The 20,446-nt window shown below is 58.8% G+C and carries 14 protein-coding genes and 6 pseudogenes; 17 read left to right on the top strand and 3 right to left on the bottom strand.

From position 1 onward, the window contains the following. Window positions 1-29: 29 nt before the first annotated feature. From IVB18_RS42305 to IVB18_RS42250, 12 genes and pseudogenes are all read left to right on the top strand, one after another. Window positions 30-1,118 (top strand): ABC transporter ATP-binding protein, encoded by a 1,089-nt coding sequence (locus tag IVB18_RS42305; RefSeq protein WP_247986050.1) that lies wholly within the window; start codon window positions 30-32, stop codon window positions 1,116-1,118. Window positions 1,119-1,473: 355 nt separating this feature from the next. Beyond that, a pseudogene (locus IVB18_RS42300) lies at window positions 1,474-1,746 on the top strand (transposase); the annotation flags it as partial. 534 nt (window positions 1,747-2,280) lie between these two features. Continuing rightward, the gene (gene ltrA / locus IVB18_RS42295) at window positions 2,281-3,528 is read left to right on the top strand and encodes a group II intron reverse transcriptase/maturase (protein WP_247986049.1); all 1,248 of its coding nucleotides are present in this window, start codon (window positions 2,281-2,283) and stop codon (window positions 3,526-3,528) included. A gap of 76 nt (window positions 3,529-3,604) precedes the next feature. After that, window positions 3,605-4,675, top strand: a pseudogene (locus IVB18_RS42290) (IS5 family transposase); the annotation flags it as partial. A 322-nt stretch (window positions 4,676-4,997) separates the two neighbouring features. Further along, a complete protein-coding gene (locus IVB18_RS42285) occupies window positions 4,998-6,212 on the top strand; it encodes a M24 family metallopeptidase (RefSeq protein ID WP_247986048.1) in 1,215 nt (404 codons plus the stop codon). A gap of 7 nt (window positions 6,213-6,219) precedes the next feature. Further along, entirely contained in the window at window positions 6,220-7,242 is a 1,023-nt protein-coding gene (locus tag IVB18_RS42280) for a succinylglutamate desuccinylase/aspartoacylase family protein (RefSeq protein ID WP_247986047.1), read from the top strand. A 25-nt stretch (window positions 7,243-7,267) separates the two neighbouring features. Beyond that, on the top strand, window positions 7,268-8,437 hold the full coding sequence (locus IVB18_RS42275; RefSeq protein ID WP_346732591.1) for a pyridoxal-phosphate dependent enzyme: 1,170 nt from the start codon (window positions 7,268-7,270) through the stop codon (window positions 8,435-8,437). A 758-nt stretch (window positions 8,438-9,195) separates the two neighbouring features. Next, window positions 9,196-10,026 carry a hypothetical protein gene (locus IVB18_RS42270; protein WP_247986045.1) on the top strand — a complete coding sequence of 277 codons (831 nt, stop codon included), beginning with the start codon at window positions 9,196-9,198 and terminating at the stop codon, window positions 10,024-10,026. A gap of 321 nt (window positions 10,027-10,347) precedes the next feature. Next, window positions 10,348-10,465: pseudogene (locus tag IVB18_RS42265) on the top strand (IS630 family transposase); the annotation flags it as partial. 151 nt (window positions 10,466-10,616) lie between these two features. After that, a complete protein-coding gene (locus IVB18_RS42260) occupies window positions 10,617-10,976 on the top strand; it encodes a transposase (protein ID WP_247986044.1) in 360 nt (119 codons plus the stop codon). 53 nt (window positions 10,977-11,029) lie between these two features. Next, window positions 11,030-11,373 (top strand): annotated as a pseudogene (tnpB, locus tag IVB18_RS42255) (IS66 family insertion sequence element accessory protein TnpB). A gap of 51 nt (window positions 11,374-11,424) precedes the next feature. Beyond that, window positions 11,425-12,762 (top strand): annotated as a pseudogene (locus IVB18_RS42250) (IS66 family transposase); the annotation flags it as partial. A gap of 502 nt (window positions 12,763-13,264) precedes the next feature. Here IVB18_RS42250 and IVB18_RS42245 read toward each other — a convergent pair. The 3 genes from IVB18_RS42245 to IVB18_RS42235 all read right to left on the bottom strand — a co-directional run bounded on the left by IVB18_RS42245 (window position 13,265) and on the right by IVB18_RS42235 (window position 15,141). Continuing rightward, window positions 13,265-14,428 (bottom strand): IS110 family transposase, encoded by a 1,164-nt coding sequence (locus IVB18_RS42245; RefSeq protein ID WP_247983249.1) that lies wholly within the window; start codon window positions 14,426-14,428, stop codon window positions 13,265-13,267. A gap of 139 nt (window positions 14,429-14,567) precedes the next feature. Beyond that, a complete protein-coding gene (locus IVB18_RS42240) occupies window positions 14,568-14,801 on the bottom strand; it encodes a hypothetical protein (protein WP_247986043.1) in 234 nt (77 codons plus the stop codon). 7 nt (window positions 14,802-14,808) lie between these two features. Continuing rightward, window positions 14,809-15,141: a hypothetical protein gene (locus IVB18_RS42235; protein ID WP_247986042.1), complete on the bottom strand. Its 333-nt coding sequence runs from the start codon at window positions 15,139-15,141 to the stop codon at window positions 14,809-14,811. Window positions 15,142-15,477: 336 nt separating this feature from the next. On the opposite strand from IVB18_RS42235, the gene IVB18_RS42230 reads away from it, so the two are divergent. The 5 genes and pseudogenes from IVB18_RS42230 to IVB18_RS42210 form a co-directional block, all read left to right on the top strand. Beyond that, on the top strand, window positions 15,478-16,359 hold the full coding sequence (locus IVB18_RS42230; RefSeq protein ID WP_247986041.1) for a site-specific integrase: 882 nt from the start codon (window positions 15,478-15,480) through the stop codon (window positions 16,357-16,359). A gap of 11 nt (window positions 16,360-16,370) precedes the next feature. Beyond that, on the top strand, window positions 16,371-17,573 hold the full coding sequence (locus tag IVB18_RS42225) for an IS91 family transposase (RefSeq protein WP_247986040.1): 1,203 nt from the start codon (window positions 16,371-16,373) through the stop codon (window positions 17,571-17,573). 1,181 nt (window positions 17,574-18,754) lie between these two features. Further along, window positions 18,755-19,156, top strand: coding sequence for a tyrosine-type recombinase/integrase (locus tag IVB18_RS42220; protein ID WP_346732590.1), 402 nt, complete (start codon window positions 18,755-18,757; stop codon window positions 19,154-19,156). A 202-nt stretch (window positions 19,157-19,358) separates the two neighbouring features. Then, a complete protein-coding gene (locus IVB18_RS42215) occupies window positions 19,359-20,075 on the top strand; it encodes a tyrosine-type recombinase/integrase (RefSeq protein WP_247991862.1) in 717 nt (238 codons plus the stop codon). Continuing rightward, a pseudogene (locus tag IVB18_RS42210) lies at window positions 20,072-20,429 on the top strand (site-specific integrase); the annotation flags it as partial. The gene IVB18_RS42215 and the pseudogene IVB18_RS42210, both read left to right, overlap by 4 nt. Window positions 20,430-20,446: the final 17 nt, after the last annotated feature.

The raw sequence follows: 20,446 nt of genomic DNA, 5'->3' as shown, positions 1-20,446 counted from the left end.
AATGACGGATTGTACCCTAGGGAGCTGAAATGTTGATGAAAGCGACCGTGAGCGGCACTGATGTGAAGACCGGAGGCATCACGCTGCATAACTTGCAGAAGCGTTATGGTAGCGCGATGGCCGTTGATGATGTCAGCCTTTCCGTATCGCCCGGAGAGTTCATCTCCTTGCTGGGTCCTAGCGGATCGGGAAAAACAACAACTCTGATGATGATCGCAGGTTTCGAGATGCCTAACAGCGGTCAGGTTCTGCTGGACGAGAAGGATATCACGCGCCTGCCGCCTCACCGCCGCGAACTCGGTGTAATCTTCCAAAACTATGCACTGTTCCCGCACATGACGGTCGCCGACAACGTTGCATATCCGCTTCGCATGCGGCGTATGGCAAAGGCGGAGATCGAAGCCCGCGTGCGTCGTATTCTTGATCAGGTGCATCTCGGTGCCCTGGCCTCGCGCTACCCCCACCAAATGTCCGGCGGTCAGCAGCAGAGAGTAGCAATCGCGCGAGCCCTGGTTTTCGATCCGCCCGTTCTTCTCCTTGATGAGCCGTTGGGCGCTCTGGACAAGAAGCTGCGTGAGCATCTGAGGAACGAGATCAAGACCCTGCACAAGGAAGTCGGCAAGACGATGATCTACGTCACGCACGACCAGGATGAGGCGCTCGCCATGTCCGACCGTGTCGCGGTGATGCACGAGGGACGGATCCGCCAAGTCTCGGCGCCAAAGGATATTTATCGAAGGCCGGCCGACTTGTTCGTGGCGGGTTTCGTCGGCGAGGTCAATTTGATACCCGTCAAGCTCAACTCTGGCACCGTGCACGGGCCTGCGGGCGAATCCCTGCCGGCTCCGCCGTGGCAGGATGCGGACAGAGAGGCGACGCTGTGCGTGCGGCCCGAACATCTGCATCTCGAAACGGGCGGCGCCGGGTCACCCAGCGGAATTCAGGGACGCATCAGCGGCATGACGTTCGTTGGCGATGCGACGGTCTTGGAATTCCGCAGCGAAACGGGATTGCAGCTGTCATCGAAGGTGCTGAACGTATCGGCCAATTCCATGGAGGTGGGCGATCCGTGCGTCGCCTCTTGGGCTGCGAACGACGCAACAATCCTGACAGAGTAGGTTAGCGGCATTAGAGCAGTAGATGGAGATTTGGAAGCAACTATCTGTAACTTGCGGCAAAGGCCCAACCGCTGACCGGCTCTGCTCGGCCTGACCATCAGCGATTGCTGTATGGCGCCACACGAGAGCCCCCTGGTCCTCACGAAGACCGATGACGTGCCTCCCTCCTTTGCTTAGTCGCCCGTGAAGTAACGCGAACAGCCTGAAGTTACGGGCTAATTCGAGGAATGCCGGCGATTGATTTTGCCGGCAATCGCGATGGCGGGGCCAATTTCCTTGCAAAATCGAATGAGGGATTCCGTCGAATCGGCGGTCGTGATTCTCTGCTCGTCAGAGTGCATGAGCGGAGGTTTGGATGCGGCCACGGGAGCGGCGCGAGACCGGCGAGCAGGATCTGTTTCGTTCCCGGCTCGATCAGATCATCGACATGAAGCATTCGCTGGTGACGCTGGCGCGCACGGTGGATTGGGACTTCCTGGAGCAGGCGTTCGGAGCGGTCTACACGGACGGCCCTGGCCAGCCGCCGCTGCCGACGCGCTTGATGGCGGGGCTCGCGATCCTCAAGCACACCTATGACCTGTCCGACGAGGTGCTGTGCGAGCGCTGGGTGGAGAACCCCTATTACCGTGTGCCTCGTAGCTGGTGCGTATCTGCCAGCACAACTGTGTTGAAGATGGGAGTTGGCCTCCCGGAGCCGGCCTGCAGGGGCAGGCTTCAAACCACTCCAGGCTGCTGCGTTTAAGAGACGTGGTGGTGAGCGCTGGAGAAAAGGCGGCGAGCTACGCCGTCAGGTGAGTGATGAGAAGATGAGCGCAAGCGAACCGCCGATGACGCATCGAAATGGGTCCAGACGCTGTCAAAACGGGCATGGGGTTAATGATGCTCGGAAGGGTGTGGGCGACACCTGCTTACGGTCCACGCGGCAGCCGGTGTATAGGCGGCATGATCTCATCACAGGCTTCAATCCGGAACGAGGGAACCTGGCTCGGGGTGTTAAGGGAAATCCGCAAGTGGCGCACACCACGAGGGAGAATACCAATACCCGAGACAGGGGCGGAGCAGCCTGTAGTAGCGTTGAAGTGGCTGTAATGGCCATGGAGCGAAGGGGCTGCGTTACCCTGTCCGACATCGGACGCCAACCGGCTTTGTCGGGAGGAGCGTCATGACGTCGGACAAACCGTTGCCCATCACCAAGCGTATGGTCTGGGAGGCCTACCAGCTGGTGGCAGGGAATGGAAAGGCGGCGGGCGTCGATGGTCAGAGTCTGGATGAATTTGCGCAGGACCTTGGAAACAACCTCTACAAGCTCTGGAATCGCTTGGCGTCGGGAAGCTACTTCCCGCCAGCGGTAAGGCGCGTGGAGATTCCCAAGGCCAACGGCGGCATCCGTCCTCTGGGCATTCCGACGGTCGCGGACCGCGTCGCACAGATGGTGGTCAAGCAGTATCTGGAACCGGGGTTGGATCAAGTGTTTGACCCCGACTCCTATGGCTATCGGCCTGGAAAATCAGCGCATCAGGCGATCGAGCAAACGCGCAAGCGATGCTGGGACTATGACTGGGCTTTGGACCTCGACATCAAAGGCTTTTTCGATACGATCGATCATGCCCTTCTGGTAAGAGCGCTTCGGAAGCACTGTCAGGAGCCCTGGGTTTTGCTCTACGTCGAACGATGGCTGAAGGCTCCGGTAGAGATGCCCGATGGGACTATCCAGAAACGGGAAACCGGAACACCGCAAGGTGGAGTGGTAAGCCCGCTGCTGGCGAATCTTTTTCTGCATTACAGCTTCGATGCATGGATGCGTCGGACGTTTCCGCGCATTCCGTTCGAACGCTATGCCGATGATGCAATCTGCCATTGCCGAACACGGCAAGAAGCAGAACATCTGAAGGCAGCGTTGGAAAAGAGATTGGCCGACTGTCATCTGACGCTACACCCGCAGAAAACCCAAGTGGTTTACTGCAAGGACAGTAATCGACGTGGGACACATCCGCAGATCCACTTCACCTTCCTTGGCTTCACCTTCCGGCCCCGCATGGCGAAGAATCGTTGGGGCAAGCTCTTCACGTGCTTCCTTCCCGCAGTTAGTCCGCAGGCGCTCGAGCGCATGCGGGAGCGGATAAGGAGCTGGCGCTTGCCACAGCACGCGCCACTTCCGTTGGTTGATGTAGCCCGAATACTCAATCCAGTCCTTCAAGGGTGGTGGCAGTATTACGGGCGTTTCTATCCAACGGAGATGTCGAAGCTGTTCACGTACTTTGATGAACGTCTCGGAGCCTGGCTCCGACGGAAGTACAAGTCGCTCAGGAGGCACCGGGGACGGAGCTTGCGGCGGCTGAACAGTATCGCGAAGCGCAATCCCTCATTCTTCGTCCATTGGGCGCGCCTTGGTCACGCAACGGTTGGGTAACAAGAGCCGGATGATGCGAGAGTATCACGTCCGGTTCTGTGAGGGGCTGAGGGTGAAACTCCCTCGGCCCACTCGACAGTTCTTCTGCGGCGAGGAGTTCTTCCAGCACCGGCTGGTGTTTGATCGTTCGTCGTTGACGCGCTGGCGCAACCGGATGGGCGAGGAGCGGCTTCAGGCCCTGCTGCAGGAGAGCCTGTCGGTTGCCGTCAGGACCAAGGCGATCAAACCGTCCGAGCTCTCCCGGGTGATCGTCGACACGACGGTGCAGCCCAAGAACGTGATGTTTCCGACCGATGCCAAGCTTCTGAACCGGGCGCGCGAGAAGCTGGTGCGGCTGGCGCAGCTCACCGGGGTGGGTTTACGCCAGTCCTATGCGAGGGTGGGCAAGTTCGCCCTGATAAAACATCAGCGCTACGCCCATGCCAAGCAGTTCAAGCGTGCCAGGCGGGCGCTGAAGACGTTGCGTACCTATCTCGGCCGGGTCATGCGCGACATCAGCCGCAAGATCGCGGGCGACGCCGCGCTCGAGGGGAGGTTTTCGAAGCTGTTATTGCTGGCGCGCCGCGTCCACGAGCAGCAGCAGCGCCAGCGCGGGCCGAAGGTCTATTCGCTGCATGCGCCGGAGGTCGAATGCATCGGCAAGGGCAAGGCCCATCGCCCTTACGAGTTCGGCGTCAAGGTCTCCGTCGCAACCACGCTCAGCCACGCCCGGGGCGGCCAGTTCGTCACCCATGTGAAGGCGCTGCCCGGCAATCCCTATGACGGCCACACCCTGCAAACCATCATCCCAGACATGGAAAAGCTCGTCGGCAACATCATCGAGCGGCTCCTCCTCGACAAGGGATACCGCGGCCACAACGCGCCGGATTACAAGTTCAGGGTCTTCATCTCGGGTCAGAAGCGAGGTGTCACGCCGTCGATCAAGCGCACCATGCGCCGCAGATCCGCCATCGAGCCTGTCATCGGCCATCTCAAGGCCGAGCACCGCATGGAACGCAACTATCTTTGGTTCAAGCACGGCGATGCCAACAACGCCGTGCTTGCCGCCGTCGGCTACAACTTCCGCCGTCTCCTCCGCTGGCTCAGGCGTTTGTTGCACCAAATCCTGGCCGCCCTCTTCGCCCGGCCGCTGCTCAATCCAACCTGAAAACAGGAATCTTCACGGTCGACTGCTTAGTGCACGAGGTCACAGATCACTTCCAGTCCGCACCTTCTGTCGACAAGATTATGCCGCGGCTAACGTTCTCGCCAGCGGCTAGGCCTTGTCCTCGAATTCCAGCCGCGCAACCTTAGATCTTGCAGAAAATCTGCGTCACAAGCCGCAAATAGTGTCAGTCGGGATAGAAACTCGTGATATCAAAATCGGGAAAATTGTCGTCAGGATCTAGGTGCCGCTTCAGGCGCGCACTTGACCGTTTGCGCCCAATTGCTGGGTTCTGGAACCAGCCGCCTTGGACTAGGAGAGCCTCGTGAATCCGGATAGGACTCTAAAAGTGCGTCCGTTGCCGCCGTCCCCGCAAGTCCCACTTGAAGAACTTGACGCGCGGTTGAGCCGCGTGCGGAAAGAGATGGAGCGGGCTCACATAGACGTTGTTGTTCTGTCGGATCTGAAGAACATACAGTATTTTACAGACTATCGAACGCTCTCGGTCGCCTACAAATCAAGGCCTAGCTTCGTTGTAATTACCCAAGATCAGCTTCATGTCGTGGGTTGCCCGTCAGAAGTAAAGATCATGGAGAGTGCTCCGCGGCGATACTCGGTTATTTCTTATAACGGCTACATTTCCGAGGCGGTAGACGCAGTAGCTGAACGGATACGTAGCGGCGCGGCGTCGGGTCGTCAACGAATTGCTATTGACTACGGGCAAGAGATGCTCGGGCGCGGCTCACTCCGCATGCTCGATCGGCTAAAAGAATTGGCGTCCGATGGCGTGGTACAGACCGCAGTCGATCTGCTTTTCCGTGTTCGAATGATAAAGACTCCATTCGAAGCTGCAATGAAAAGAACCGCTATGAGCATCGTCAATGATGCGTTCGACCAGGTGATTGCGCAGGCCTATATCGGCATCACCGAGTTTGAGCTGTCACGGATGTTGCAGGCCCAGATTCACTTAAATGGCGCAGAAAGCGCTGACAATATTCCTATGCTCTTTAGCGACGGTGACTTTGTTTATGGCATCCGTCCTTCTGAGCGCAGGCTTAGAGAGGGGCACTATATTTGGACTGACAACAATGCAACATACGGCGGCTATCCTGCCGATCGGAACCGAATTGCACGATGTGGAGGTCCGCAAAATTGGGAAATTGAAACGTACAAGCGGACGCGTTCGTTGACGATCGAAGTTGCAAAAAGTTTCAAACCTGGCCTGCGCTGCCGTGACGTCTACAACAACTTTCTGCGACTTTGGAAAGACGCAGATCTAGGTGAACTCTACGGACATGTATCACGTATAGGACATGGTGGGGGGCTTGATATCACTGAGCCTCCCTCGGTGTCGGCCAGCGACGACACTCTGATTTTGCCTGGCATGATTTTCCATGTCGAACCGAAGCTTGAGAAGAATGGCGCAATTTTCCAGTTTGAAGAAGTCATCTACGTTCGCGAGAATGGCGTAGAGTTCATCAGTGAGCTGTCTCCCGACGAGCTACCTATAGTCCCTGCGTGGCCCAAGAAATCGGCGTGAGGGGGGCATGATCGCAAGTCAGTCTCGCATCTGGACTCCGCTCGACTTTGAACGAGATGGAAAGTTTGTTGACTACCTTCGATTGCCTCATTCCACTGATAGGTCTGCCTACGGTTGCATTCAGATCCCCATCGTCTGCATCAAGAACGCGATCGGTCCGACGGCGTTGCTTATCGCGGGCAACCATGGAGACGAATATGAGGGCCAGATTGCGCTAATGAACCTCGCTCGCCGTCTTACACCCCGCGAGATCTCAGGGCGCGTAATTGTCCTGCCATCAGCGAACTTTCCTGCGGTGAAGGCAGCCAGGCGCGTATCGCCCGTGGATGCAGGAAACCTCAATCGCTCGTTTCCGGGTAGTGCCACTGGGACGCCGACGGAGATGATCGCACACTACATCAGCACGGTGCTGTTGCCGATGTCTGATATCGCTATCGACCTGCATTCGGGTGGGCTGTCGCTCGACTACGTTCGGTGCGCGATCATCCGGCCCGGACGTACGAGCGAAGAGCATCAAGAATTGCTCGAGCTTCTTCGCGTTTTCGGTGCGCCGATCAGCTTTGTCGACAGCAGCCAAGGTGGTGGTGGTGGTGGTGGTGCGACGACGCTAAACGCAGTAGCCAGATCTCTCGGTGTGCCTACTATCACGACCGAGCTTGGTGGCGGCGCCACAGTGTCCCCGGCCGGCGTTCAACTGGCCGAGCATGGCATCACGCGCGTCCTAAAGCATATTGGTATTGCGCCTAACCTGGCCGGAGAAGAGAGGGCCGGAACAGAGTTTATGGATTACGCGGGCCGAGACTCCTCTATTTATGCCGACGCCGACGGCATTTTTGAGCCGGCTGCCTTGGTTGGGCAGGAAGTTTTCGAGGGGGACTTGGCTGGACGACTGTACTACATCGACGATCCAACCAGGGAGCCGATGGAGTTGCGGTTCCGCAAGTCTGGTCGTGTCGAGTGTCGTCGTTTTCCGTCCCTTACCGCTCGGGGAGACTGTCTATACACTCTCATGCTCCCGACAGTCGTATGACGCGCTGAGGCAGGAAGAGAGTTTGATGGCTTGGATACGCAACCCGGCGGCGCTGCAAATGCGATGCGTGCGATGTCACCGCATCTGGCCCTTCGAAGAGCATGATTACGTAGAAGGCTGTCCAGCTTGTCTAAATAGTGGCTGGCCGGCAAGCGTAAAAGTCGATTATCAGAGTTGGCCTAATTCTCTGACAGCGAGGTCAATCCAAGATTGGCTTGTTTACACGAGCTCGCCATTGCTTGGAGAAGGATGTACGCCGCTCGTAGAATTTCCGGTATTCGCAGAAGCTCTAGGCGTGTCGAAGTTTTTTGTTAAAAACGAAGCCGCGAATCCAACTGGATCACACAAAGACAGAATGGCTGCAATGCTGGTGCAACGTGCCACTGAACTTGGAGTGGAAACCGTTGCTGCTGCCTCCAGCGGAAATGCGGGAGCAGCACTGGCGGCTTACGCAGGTCATGCAGGACTGTCCTGTGTTGTGGTTACTACCCAGGATATGAGTCCGAATTGGCGGCGTGCAGTGGAAATGCACGGAGCCACGCTCCTATGCACGTCCACGTCTGACGAGCGATGGAACCTTCTGGCTGCTAAGTCCCGTTCAGGCGAATGGTATCCAGCAACCAACTATTTAATGCCTCCCGTGGGGAGCAATCCGATCGGAGTCGACGGTTATCGTGCTATTGCATTCGAGCTGTTCGTTCAGATGCAAGCGAATCCTGCAACAGATGTTCTCGTCCCCACTTCAAGGGGGGATCTTATTTGGGGCATTGCTCAAGGATTCGCTGACCTTCGTGATGCAGGTCTCCTCGAAAGGCTGCCTCGCGTTCATGCTGTGGAACCATTCCCGCGGATTAGAAAATGCCTGGAAAACGGTGATTACCGCAGTATTCATGAAGGGCAAAGTGCGATGGTCTCGATCGGCGGCTCGACCGTCACCTACCAGAGTATTAAGGCCCTTCGAATTTCGGCAGGCACTGCGCTAGCCGTAACAGACCGCGAGGCCCTAGACGATCAGGGCATCCTCGCCAGGAATGGCCTGTATCTTGAGCTTTCTAGTGCCGCGACCCTGTCGGCAGCCAGATCGCTGACAGTTGCCGATGACGAAGCGCATTCTAAAGTGATTGTATGCCTAGGCACTTCACACGGCTATAAGGAGTATGAAAACTCGCAATGGCCCACCGAAGTGTATAGCTAGCGGGGGTCCGCCCAAAGTGCGAAACAATCTTCGGTCGCTCGGCATTTGAAAAAGCTGATCTGATGCGCATGAGGCGGGACTACAATTCGAGAAAGAGTAAGCGTATCGGCCCGATACTTTGGCCATCACGTGGGAAAATGTCGGCAAACACAAGAAGCACTTCCGCGATCGCAGGCAGAGCGAAGTTTGAGCACATTCTATTTCCTCGTGTTCCCACTCACGTACATTCTGGAAAGTTAGTGCGCTTTCTTGCAGATTTAAGGTATGCAGATATGCCCAGCGACTTTCTTTACAAGGCAAAGCTGCGTTTGCTCGATACAATCGATTGCATTGTTGCGGATCCTTGTTTTTGCAACAAAATAGTAGCCGCATACGATGCTAAGGCAAGCGGCTGCTACGTGATTGGTACCCCTCTTCTTGCTACCTCCTTGGCTACCAAGGTAAATATTTGACTGTCTTATTTGCTAGGCTATGGGGACGGCGCGGGTGGCAATCCGAGCGCGACACTAATAGATGGCAGAGTACGTCAATGCTACCAGCCAGCGACTTCTCGCAGATTATAAGCAGCAAATCGCAACAGAAGGCTGACACGGCAGGCTGTCCAACACCTTAGGAGTAGGCTCCATTGAACAGTTATGAAACAGATAAGAGTTGGTATAGTCGCGCTCGAAACAGTCCAGCGCTGGGCGCGGCGCTGTAAGGAGCCGCTTCATAATCTAGCGCCGAGTGGACCTAAGAACTGATGTCGAGAGGATAATATGTCGGTCGAACACGTTAAGCAGCAGGCAACTGAAATCTGGTCCAACATCCAGTATGAGGTCGACGGCGGCATAGGTACTCGAGCTCATATTGGAATGGTTGTGATTTGCAACGACCAGACTCTCTCGCATGAGGCGCGAGCAATGCTGACTATTCCTGGTATTGCTCTTTATGAGAGTCGTATCGGTCGTGGCTCATCACCCGAGCAGCGTAAGAAGCCTCTGAGCATCGGCTTATTGGAGGAGACTTTCGACGGGCTCGATGAAGCTATCCAACAAATCAACACCATGCGCCGATCGGACGTTGTCGCGCTTGGATGCACCTCCGCGGCTATGGTGATCGGACCCCAAGAGCTCGAGCGTCGTGTCCGTAACGTTCATCCGGAGGCACGTGTGACTGACCCTTTCGCGGCGATCCTTTCTGCTCTGCGAGCGCTCGGCTCCGCTCGGGTTGGTTTTGTATCACCTTATCCCCGCCAGATCGCTGAAAAGATGATTAGAGGCATCGAGACTGCAGGAGTGAAAGTGCCGATCGCGGCTACATTTCACAACGCAACTGGCCTCGTCAGGAATGAAGCACCATTTATCTCACCTGTGAGCATATCGAACGCCGTGCGACAGGTGAGTGACAGTGCTGACCTTGATACTGTTGTGATTGCCTGCACTCAAATGCGTGCCGCCGCAATCATTAACGAACTAGAGCATCAGACGGGTAAATTGATAATTTCGTCCAATCAGGCGATATGCTGGCACGCCTTGAGACTCGCCGAATGCCGCGACGTTATAGGCGGCTGGGGGCGCCTGTTCGAGAGAGATCTCCAACAATCATAACGTCTCAGTCGTTCGTGGAAGATTCGTCTAGAACGACTATAACAACGCGAACAACGACACTTCGGCACATGAAAACCCACCTCGGTCATGCCTGCATACGCGATACCTACTGGTATCTCTCGGCGTGTCCGGAGCTGCTGGAAGAGGCCGCCCGTCGTCTCGACCGTCGCTGGGAGGCCAAGCCACGACGCCGAGTAGCAGCCTCGCCCGGCTCGTCAAGGGTTATTTCACAGTGCGGCTGATGCGCCAGCGCAACGTCAGCGCCAATACGATTGCATCCTACTGACCTTTTAGCGCGTGGTGGCGGCGATTGAGGGCGGAATGTCCCGCAATCAGGCCGCCAAGCAGTTTGGAGTGGCGATCAGCACAGCGATCGGCTGGATGAAGCGGGGTCGATGAGACCGGCAGCGTTGCTCCTGGCCAGATGGGCGGTCACAAGTACGCATCCGGCGACGGCCCCCAGCTGGGCCGTTTTTTGGCGGAAGGCTGATCGCGCTTAAGCGTAAGCGTTGCGCCGAGGCCCTTCAGATTGTTTGTGCGCAGTCTTGGGAGCACCGCTAGAAGAGTCATCTTCGGCAAGGGTGCTCACAATGGACGACCATTCGGACGACATAAGACGACCGTTGTCGCCGCGTATCGAAGTGTATGCTGGCGTAGGTCGAAAGCATTGGCCGGATGATTTGAAGGCACAGATTGTCGCGGAAAGCCTCGAGCCAGGTGCGGTTGTAACGGATATCGCACGCCGCCATGGCTGCCGGCCACAGCAGGTGCATGACTGGCGGCGCCGGGCGCGTTTAGGTCAACTGGTGCTGCCAGCTTCGACGGATACATTTTCGTTCGTGCCTTTGGTGTCGGATTCTTCGGAACCGGCGGCTGCGGAGCCATCCGTATCACCGGGAGCAGCCACTGTTACGGTTGAGCTCCTGGGTGCGCGGGTAGAGGTGCGCTGAACGCCTGGGCTTGCCGTGCTGAGTGATGTGTTTTTGGCGCTCCGGCGGACACGTTGCTGCTGACGGCTCCCGCTGGCCTCATGATTTACGTTGCGACCCGACCTGTAGACTTCAGGAAGGGCGCGGATGGCCTCGCGCTCTTAGCGAAGGAGGCGCTGGGCCACGATCCGATGAAGGGCGTGGCGGTGGTCTTCCGTGCGAAGCGCGCCGATCGTGTGAAGATTGTCGTCTGGGATGGCAGTGGTCTTGTGCTGTATTGGAAGCGGCTTGAGGGCGGCGGCTTCAAGTGGCCACCTGTTGTTGACGGCGTGATGCGGATGAACGCCGCGCAGCTGTCGGCATGGATTGGACACGCATGCACGCACCTCGAATCCCACAACCGAAAGCACTTGCGTAAGGATATAAATCTTCGCTGCATCGGGACGCGAAGCATGGCAGACTCGGGCCAATGAGTGATTTGCCTGATGAGCTGCCGAGCGACCCAGCCGAGCTGCGTGTTTTTGCCGCGGCTCTGCTGGATCGCTGCGCCAGGCTCGAGCGGTTGCTCAAGCTTGCGAAGGATGCGCAGTTCGGTCGATCGTTGGAAAAGCTTGACGCTAATCAGCTACAGCTTGTTCTGGAGGATATCGATGAGGCCGTCGCGGCTCTTGAAGCCGCCGAGGATCGCGCCAATCCCAAAACATGCGAGAGAAGAACCGCCGAGCGCAGGGCCTATCGCGGCAAGCTGCCGGAGCATTTGCCACGCATCGTCGAAACCCTGATGCCCGCTGCAACCTGTTGCCCGTGTTGCGAAGGCGTCCTTTTTGAGATCGGCCACGACGAGAGCCAGAGGCTGGACGTGGTACCGGCGCAGAATCGCGTAATCGTCACCCGCCGACCCAAGCTGGCTTGCCGCGCCTGTCATGGCGTCGTTCTCCAGCGCGCCGCGCCGGAACGCTTGATTAGGGGTGGGCTGCCGACCGAGCGGCTCGTCGTGCATGTGATCGATGCCAAGTATCATTGGCATTTGCCGCTCTATCGTCAGGCGCAGATGCTGGCGACCCACGGTATCGCGCTCGACCGCTCCACGCTCGCCTTCTGGGTCGGCTACGCCGCCCAGGAGCTGAAACCCTTGTGGCATCGACTTCGCGAGATGTTGCTCGCCTCCTCGAAGATTTGTGTCGATGAGACGCCAGCACCGGTATTGGATCCGGGGCGCGGCAGGACCAAGACCGGTTACTTCTGGGCGCTGTCGCGCGATGACAGGCCTTGGGCCGGGCCTGAACCACCTGGGGTCGTCTATGCCTATGCACCGGGCCGTGGCGCCATTCATGGCTTGAGGCTGCTCGAAGGCTACCGCGGCATCATCCACTGCGATGGCTATGAGGCCTACAAGACCATGACCCGGACGACGCGTACGGACGCACTGTCCGGCACGCTCGCCTTCTGCTGGTCGCATCTACGGCGCCAGTTTGTGAAGATCGAGCGCGAGGCTGCTCCGGCGCCGGCGCCGATTGCCCGCGAGGCTCTCGAGCGCATCGCCCAGCTCTACGCGATAGAGAAAGCCCTCCGCGGCCGATCTGACGCCGAGCGCCGTGCGGGCCGGCAGGCGCATGCCCAGCCTCTGGCCGCAGCCTTGAAGCAGTGGTTTGAGGCAAAGCTTGGTCACCTCGTGCAGAAGGGTGAGACGGCGAAGGCTTTGCGCGATGCGCTATGCGCTGCGTCGCTCAATGCCAAGAACGCCCTGTTCGCTGGGTGCGACGAGGCGGCCGAGAATTGGGCATTGCTGGCTTCGCTGATTGAGACGGCCCTATGCCGGACTCGGCATAGGGCTGTTTGGACTTGTATGGGGCGATTTGTGTCAAGTCTATTCGTTATGGGCCATCTCCTTGTTCGGCCGGGCTGCGACATCTCCTCGTCCCGACCTGCTTTTCGCTAGGCTGCTGCGCGCAGCGGCGGTCAAGGGTGGCCGAAGGCCATCGCGGAGCGACTTGCCCTTGACGGCCGCGAGCACAGCGGCAGACTTGCGCGATCGGGGCGTATTCCGGCCCCGTTAGCTACTGAGACGATACCGAGGGGGAGCTCGCCATCGTGCGCGCAGATTGCGCGCCACGAACTTGTATTCGGCCGACCCGTGAGGATCGCAACCACGATGCAGTCATGCGCATCGGCGGCGAAGCTCCGAGAAGGCGGGCCCATTCTAAACCGCGGTGCAAGGACCATAGTCCAACATCGGGTTGCCGCCACCTCGGTTCATCAGCTGCAGCACGGCATCGATAAGGCGCTGGGCTGCAGCAACTCAGTCGTACTTATGCGGCCGGTCGCAGCAGCAGACCTGCCGGCGTTTCGCCGGTTGTCACGAGCCGCCACAGCGCAATGAGAAGCTTGCGCGCGAGCGCCACGATCATCGTCTTGCGCGTGCCGCCGCGGGCGTCGGAAGTTCGCTTCCGATACCACGCGGTCAGTGCGCTGTCCTTCTGGTGTACCAGATGACCCCAGGCGAGCTCGATCATCCCGCGGCGCACGCGGGCATTGCCCGCTTTGGCAAGCCCTCGCTCGCGTCGTTTTTTGCCGCTCTCGTCGGGGGCGCCGGTCAGGCCGGCATAGCGCGCGAGGGCTTTACGGTCCCGCATGTTGCGCGAGAACACCTCCTGCACGAGCATGTCCGCGGTATCAATGCCGACGCCGACGACCCGCGCGAGCAGGCGTACCATGGCATGGCGTTGCTCGTTGGGCGCTGCCGCCAGGCGTTTGGCACGGCTCGTCTCGATCTCCTTGATCTGCTGCTTGATGAAGCGCAGGTGGTTCATGTCGCGCTGCATTTCGGCCTGTGTGTTCGCTGGAACGGCCGAGCCCTCCGGCGTGCGCAAGGCCTCCAGCCGATTCGATGCCTGAGCCAGGTTTGGCCGGAAGCTGCGAATGCCGAGGCGGGCGAGGTTGGCCTTCAGGCGATTGATAATGCGTGTGCGTTCCCCGACCAAGCTCTGGCGCTCGCGGCCCGGCCGTTTTGCATCCTCGTCCACGAGGGTTGGGATCGCCGCCATGCTGCAATGCTTGGGTTCGCCGCGCAGCCAGCCAAGAAAGGCGCGTTTGAGCAGCTCAGTGTCAAGCCGATCTGTCTTCGCCCGCCGGTGCTCGCGCGACACCGGGACGCTCGACGGGTGGATTACGTAGGCCTCGATCTCTCGCGCTCGCAGCCAGCGTGCTAACCAGAAGCCGTCGCGGCCGGCCTCATAGGCGACGACGATCCGTTTGATCGTGCGTCCAGCCTGCACCGCTTCCTTCTGCCAACGATGCAGAAGCTGCAGAAGCGCATCCTGGTCTGGGCTGAGCTTCTTCAAAGGATTGCGTTCGAGACCGGGCACAATACCGGCGACCAGCCAACTCGACTGGCCGATCTCGATCACGGCGATCACTGTCGCGTCTTGTTCAAATGTGACAAGGCATCTGCTCAGGTCGTTCTGCTTCGCCATAGGGGCCTCCATCGCTTTGTTGCCGCGACGATGGTGCCACTGCCTCGCCGCGCAGCCCATAGCTTCTAAACCGCTCCGCGGTAGGCAGCGATGGCGGCGGCCTGAAGAAGGAAGCGGCACAGAGTGCGCGGCAGTGGCATTAACGATCCTTCGCTGTGCGTCGCGCCGTCCGACCCGTGGCCTCGCTGAACAGGTGGCGGGGGATGTTGATTATCGCAAAACGTCGCCGTTCTTCCGGGTGCGTTTCAAAATCTGCCTCCACAAAAATCTCGACGGTCTCCTCACTGGCATGAACTTCGACGCGTACCGGCGCGTCGTCAAACTCCACTTCATATCGGCGACCATTCTTTCCTCGGATAATCGCGTGCGACATTTCTATGCTACCTCCGGCCCTGCTTCTTGAGCTTCTTCACTCGGTGCTTCTGATAATCCAGAACGGCCGCTGCAAGTGGCATTGAGCGCGGCACGCGCACATGTGTGAGGGAGACGACAAGCGCTCTGCCTGTTTCTTCCGAGCGAGACAAATGGCAGATGATGCCGCCCTCGTCACCGGCGTATGACAAATCCCAGACGACGTGGTGCATCCGATCAGCATCGGCAACATTCTGGGCTTGCAGATATTCGATCAACGATGGTGCCAGTTCAACGTCAAATGGCGCAGCTGCCTTGAGTGCGGCGAGCAACCGGGTGGTCTTCTCCGGATTGTCGAGCATAGCGTCGTCCATCTTTAACGGGCGAATCAGAGAGCCGACGATCGGCGATGATAGCGAATATGGCTCAACAGAGCCATATTCGCTATCCGTCGCACAACCCGCCTTCCTCCCATTGCTGGTTGACCCGATCCAATGGCGATGACCTCACGGGCATTACCCCGCTTCCTCGCTAATACAAGGCCGTCCGCCCCTCTCCGGCGCATCACCGCTTCGCGGTAGGCGACTCGTGGCAAGCTTCGGTGCCACAATCTGATCTTCCTGCATTCCCGACGAAGTTCGATTGCGAGACGCTGGAGGCGCTGCTTGCAGCGCTTTCATATCGCAAAGGAGCTTCCCATGACGGTTCTTCGACAACGGATGACTGAGGACATGCAGGTGCGGAATCTGTCGCCGCATACACAGGCATCGTATCTCCAACAGGTATCGCTGTTTGCACGTTACTTCCGTATGTCGCCGGATGCGCTGACCCCCGAGCACATCCGGACTTATCAAATCTACCTCACGAACGAGAAGAGGCTGGCCCCCAATTCAATCCATACGGCTGTCGCGGCGCTTCGGTTCCTTTACAGGATTACGCTCAAGAAGGACTGGACCTTTGGAGAAGACATCCCGCTTCCAAAAAAGCCGCAGAAGCTACCCGTCGTCCTGAGCCCTGAAGAAGTTGTGCATTTCCTCAGCTGCGTGGATTGCAACAAACATCGGGTGATCCTGACCACCTGCTACGCGGCAGGCTTGCGCATCTCGGAGGCCGTCCGGCTGAAGGCCGCCGCCATCGATAGTGCCCGTATGGTTGTTCGCGTCGAGCAGGGTAAAGGTCGCAAAGATCGGTACGTGATGCTGTCGCCCATGCTGCTGGAGATCCTGCGCAGCTACTGGATCGCCGTTCGCCCGAAGGAGTGGCTGTTCCCTGGCATTCACGATGATCGGCCAATCACGAAGGACGCCGTAGAAGCAGCCTGCCAAAAGGCGCATCGGTTGTCTGGTCTCTCTAAACCCGTCACCCCACATTCGCTTCGGCACGCATTCGCTGTACATCTCCTCGAATCAGGTACCGACTTGCGGACCATTCAGCTCCTCCTCGGTCATCGCAGCCTCGCCACCACGGCCAAGTACTTGCGCATCGCGACCAACAAGGTCTGCGCGACGTCCAGCCCTCTGGACCTCTTGCCGCATCCAGTTCAAGCCGAACCACAGCCGGCGCCGCCAAAACACTTCTGAGTTTCAGACCGATGGCCCGCTCGGGGCCGGAAGTGGCGGACATATTCCGCCGCTACGGTGCAGCCTATCGTGAGAGCCATGGCGCCTCGCTATGCATTGCACAGCGTCGCGTCATGAGCGCGATCGAATTGTGTCGAACTGCGGCATTTGGTGGTCATGTCGAGCGCTGCGATCACTGTGACCACCAGCGCATCTGCTACAATAGTTGTCGTGATCGCCACTGCCCAAAATGCCAATCACTGGCTCGTGCCCAGTGGTTGGACGACCGTCGATCAGAACTTCTCGACACCCAGTATTTTCATGTAGTCTTCACCATACCGCAGTCCATTGCAGCTATTGCCCTTCAAAACAAGGAGATTGTCTACGGCATTCTGTTCCGGGCCGCCAGCGAGACGTTGCGCACCATCGCGGCTGACCCCAAGCATTTGGGCGCGCAAATCGGATTCTTCGCGGTGCTTCATACTTGGGGTCAGGCTCTTTTTCACCATCCGCATCTGCATTGCGTGGTTCCCGGTGGGGGCATTTCTCCGGATGGCACGCGATGGATTTCCTGCCGGCGCAAGTTCTTTTTGCCCGTTCTCGTGTTGGCGCGTCTGTTTCGTCGACTGTTTCTCGATTATCTCCGGAAGGCCTTCGACGCCGGAGACTTGCAGTTCTTTTCCTCGCTGGAATCCCTTCGGATGCGCGACGCCTTTTTGCGTCACATCGCGCCTATCCAGAAGAAGGATTGGGTGGTTTACGCGAAGCGTCCCTTCGCCGGACCTGAACAAGTCCTCAAGTACGTCGCACGATACACGCACCGCATCGCCATCTCCAACAATCGCCTCCTCGATATCGACGACGGCAAGGTTCAGTTTCGCTGGAAAGATTATCGCAATGGTTACTGTCAAAAGACGATGACGCTTGGCGCTGACGAATTCATCCGTCGGTTCCTGCTTCACGTTCTTCCCGATGGGTTCCAGCGTATTCGCTATTACGGATTCCTCGCCAATCGCTATCGGGCAGAGAAACTCGCTCTGTGCCGACAGCTCATGCAGATGCCGCCGCCCACGCCCAACCGGAACCGCGAAGTCAACAAGGACTACAGAGATCGATATGAGGCACTCACGGGTATCTCCCTGAAGACGTGCCCGCTGTGTCGCTGTGGCACCATGGTGGTCATCGAAACTTTCGAACGCGCTTCTAGCCGTGCACCAATCATGGACACCTCATGACGGCCATCAGCAACTCACCATCATATGATTCGACCGACCTTGCGCGATCACGCGAACAGGACAATTTCGTCACCTGCAGCTTAACATCGCGTGTCCAAGCTGTTTTTCTTGCGCTTTACACGTCATCGAGTTCGTCTACGCGGCACCGCATCCGCTTCAATCTCCTGTCCGCACCCTTTGCGACCGGTTTTCTTGGCTCCTCGCAACTCCTCGCCGAGTTGCAATGCCCATAGCTGTGGCACTGCCGTGCCCGGCGGTTTTGTCCAACACGTTTTTAGCCCACCGCCGCGGATCAGAATCTCGCGCTCAACCGCACCGCCGTGGCCGCGCCGCCGGGCTAAAAACGCTCTCTGTTATGCCGCCGCCGAATTATGCCCAGTCGGGTCGTTTTCCCAGATTTCTCGCTGACTGACGTTTGGTCGGTTCGGCATAGTTCGTTCTGTGCCTCCGCTTTCAACAGCGGAGAACAGGAAGATGGAAGTTGAAGAGTACTTGGGCAGAAGCCGGCTGTACCGGCGTCTCAGACGGGGGCCGCACGGACAGTTCGTCGAGCGCTACGCCGCTCGTCTCGTCGGATAGAGGCTCGTTCGGCATGGCACGTGGCGTTGCCTCAACCTGGTTGGCGGACTCCTGAGTTGGATCGCGAGCCGTCGCTACAAGCTGGTCGATCTCGATGAACAGGTCGTTGAGCGGTACCTCCGAGATCGAGGCAGGAGGCAGTCCATCCAGCCCGGTGACGGAGCTGCGCTCAAGCGATGGCTGTCGGTGCTGCGCGCGGAAGGCGCGATCACGCCGTTGGCGCCACCGCCTCTCACCCCGCACGAATGGATCTTCAAGGAGTTCGATGCCTACCTGCGATCAGAGCGCGGCTTGGCCTCGAGGTCCATGGAACAGGCAAGGCGAGGTGCTGGTCGTTGCGTGCCTTTCTCCGTTGCCTCCACCATCGGGACTGAACTCGCGCCCGTTGGCGGATTGCGTTCCATCGATGCCGCGATGGAAGCTCGCAACTCTACCGACCTATCTGCCTGCCGCTCAGGTGCAAAAGGCTCTCGACGGTCGCGACCGAGAGACGGTGATGGGACGGCGCGACTTTGCCATTCTGTTGTTGCTGGCCAAGGTCGGCCTGCGGGCCGACGAGGTCGCGACGCTCACCCTCGACGATAGACTGGCGCGCCAGCGAGATGCTCGTTCGCACCAAGGGCCGACAGCGTGCACGAATGCCGATACCGCCAGACATTGGCGCGGCTATCGTTGCATATCTGCGCAATGGCCGCCCAAAGTCGTCGTGCCGACGGTTGTTCGTCCGCACACTGGCGCCACACGTCGGCTTTGCTTCCGGATGCGCGATCACCATGATCGCCAAGGCCGCCCTTGATCGTGTTGGAATCGAAGGTTGCGCCCACCGCGGCGCCCACATCTTCCGACACAGTCTCGCTACCGAGCTTCTCCGATCTGGCGCGACCTTGTCGAAGATCGGACAGTTGCTGCGGCGCGAGAACCACGACACCACCCGGATTTACGCGAAGGTAGACATCGATGCGCTCAGAGCATTGAGCCTGCCCTGGCCGGGAGGCGTGCAATGACCAATCTGCGCTCCGCACTCGATAAGTACCTGAGCATGCGCAAGGGGTTGAGATACAAGTACGAGCACAGACCCGTCGGCTCGTCGACTTCGTCACCTTCATGGAGAAGAGCAAACCCAGGACCATCACGACGAAGTTGGCAATGGAATGGGCAACGCTGCCGCCGGATCGTCATGCATCCTGGGCGCCGCGATTGAGCGACGTGCGCGGGTTCGCGCGCCATCTCGCCAACTTCGATCCGCGAACGGAGGTGTCGCCCGTCGGCATACTACCCGGATGGAAGCGCGCCAAGCCCTATGTCTACGCCGACGCGGAGATCGATGCGTTGCTGACGGCAGCGTTGGCTCTGCCGCCAGCGGACGGGCTGCGCCGATGGACCTACCATACCCTGTTCGGGCTGATCGCGGTGACAGGCATGCGTATATCCGAGGCGATGGGCCTGGAGCGTGATGACGTCGACCTTTACGCCGGCGTGCTGACGGTCCGGCTGACCAAGTTCGGCAAGTCGCGGCTCGTGCCATGCATCCGACGAGAACCGCGCTGCGCGACTACGCCCACCGGCGCGACGCGCTGCTCGGATCACGCTGCGGCTCGACCTTCTTTCGTTGCCGAACAGGGAGGCCGCTTGCTGCACCAGTACGTTCATCGCGTCTTCTGGCGATTGTCCAGAGAGATCGGGCTGCGGCGCCCAGGTGATTATACCGGGCCACGCGTGCACGACTTCCGTCATCGCTTCGCCATCCGGACGCTGCTCGACTGGTATCGCGAAGGCAAGGACGTCGAGCAACAACTCCTAGTACTCTCCACTTACCTCGGCCACGCCTGCGTGCGCGATACCTACTGGTATCTCTCGGCCTGCCCCGAGTTGATGGAAGAAGCGGCGCGGCGTCTCGATCGGCGATGGGAGGTGACGCCATGAAGCCCGCCTGCAATGTCGCCACGTTGATCGGGCGCTTCTTCACCGAGCGCCTCATGCGCCAGCGCAATGTTAGCGGCAACACGATCGCCTCCTACAGGGACACGTTCCGGCTGCTGTTCATGTTCGCACAGGTGCGGCTGCGGAAGTCCATCGGCCCTGACGCTCGCCGATCTGGATGCACCGTTCATCGGCGCGTTCCTCACCGATCTCGAGGTAAAGCGCGGCGCCAGCGCGAAGACGCGTAACCTGCATCTGACGGCCATCAGATCCTTCTTCAGGTTCGTGTCCTTCGAGGAACCGGCACACAGTGCGCTGATCCAGCGCGTGCTCGCCATACCGAGCAAGCGCCGCGACATCGGGTAGCTTGGTCT

The organism is Bradyrhizobium sp. 186 (genome assembly GCF_023101685.1).
In the GTDB taxonomy this organism is placed as follows: domain Bacteria; phylum Pseudomonadota; class Alphaproteobacteria; order Rhizobiales; family Xanthobacteraceae; genus Bradyrhizobium.
Note: the sequence above shows the minus strand (reverse complement) of the source record. Positions and strands in the feature narration are given on the sequence as shown.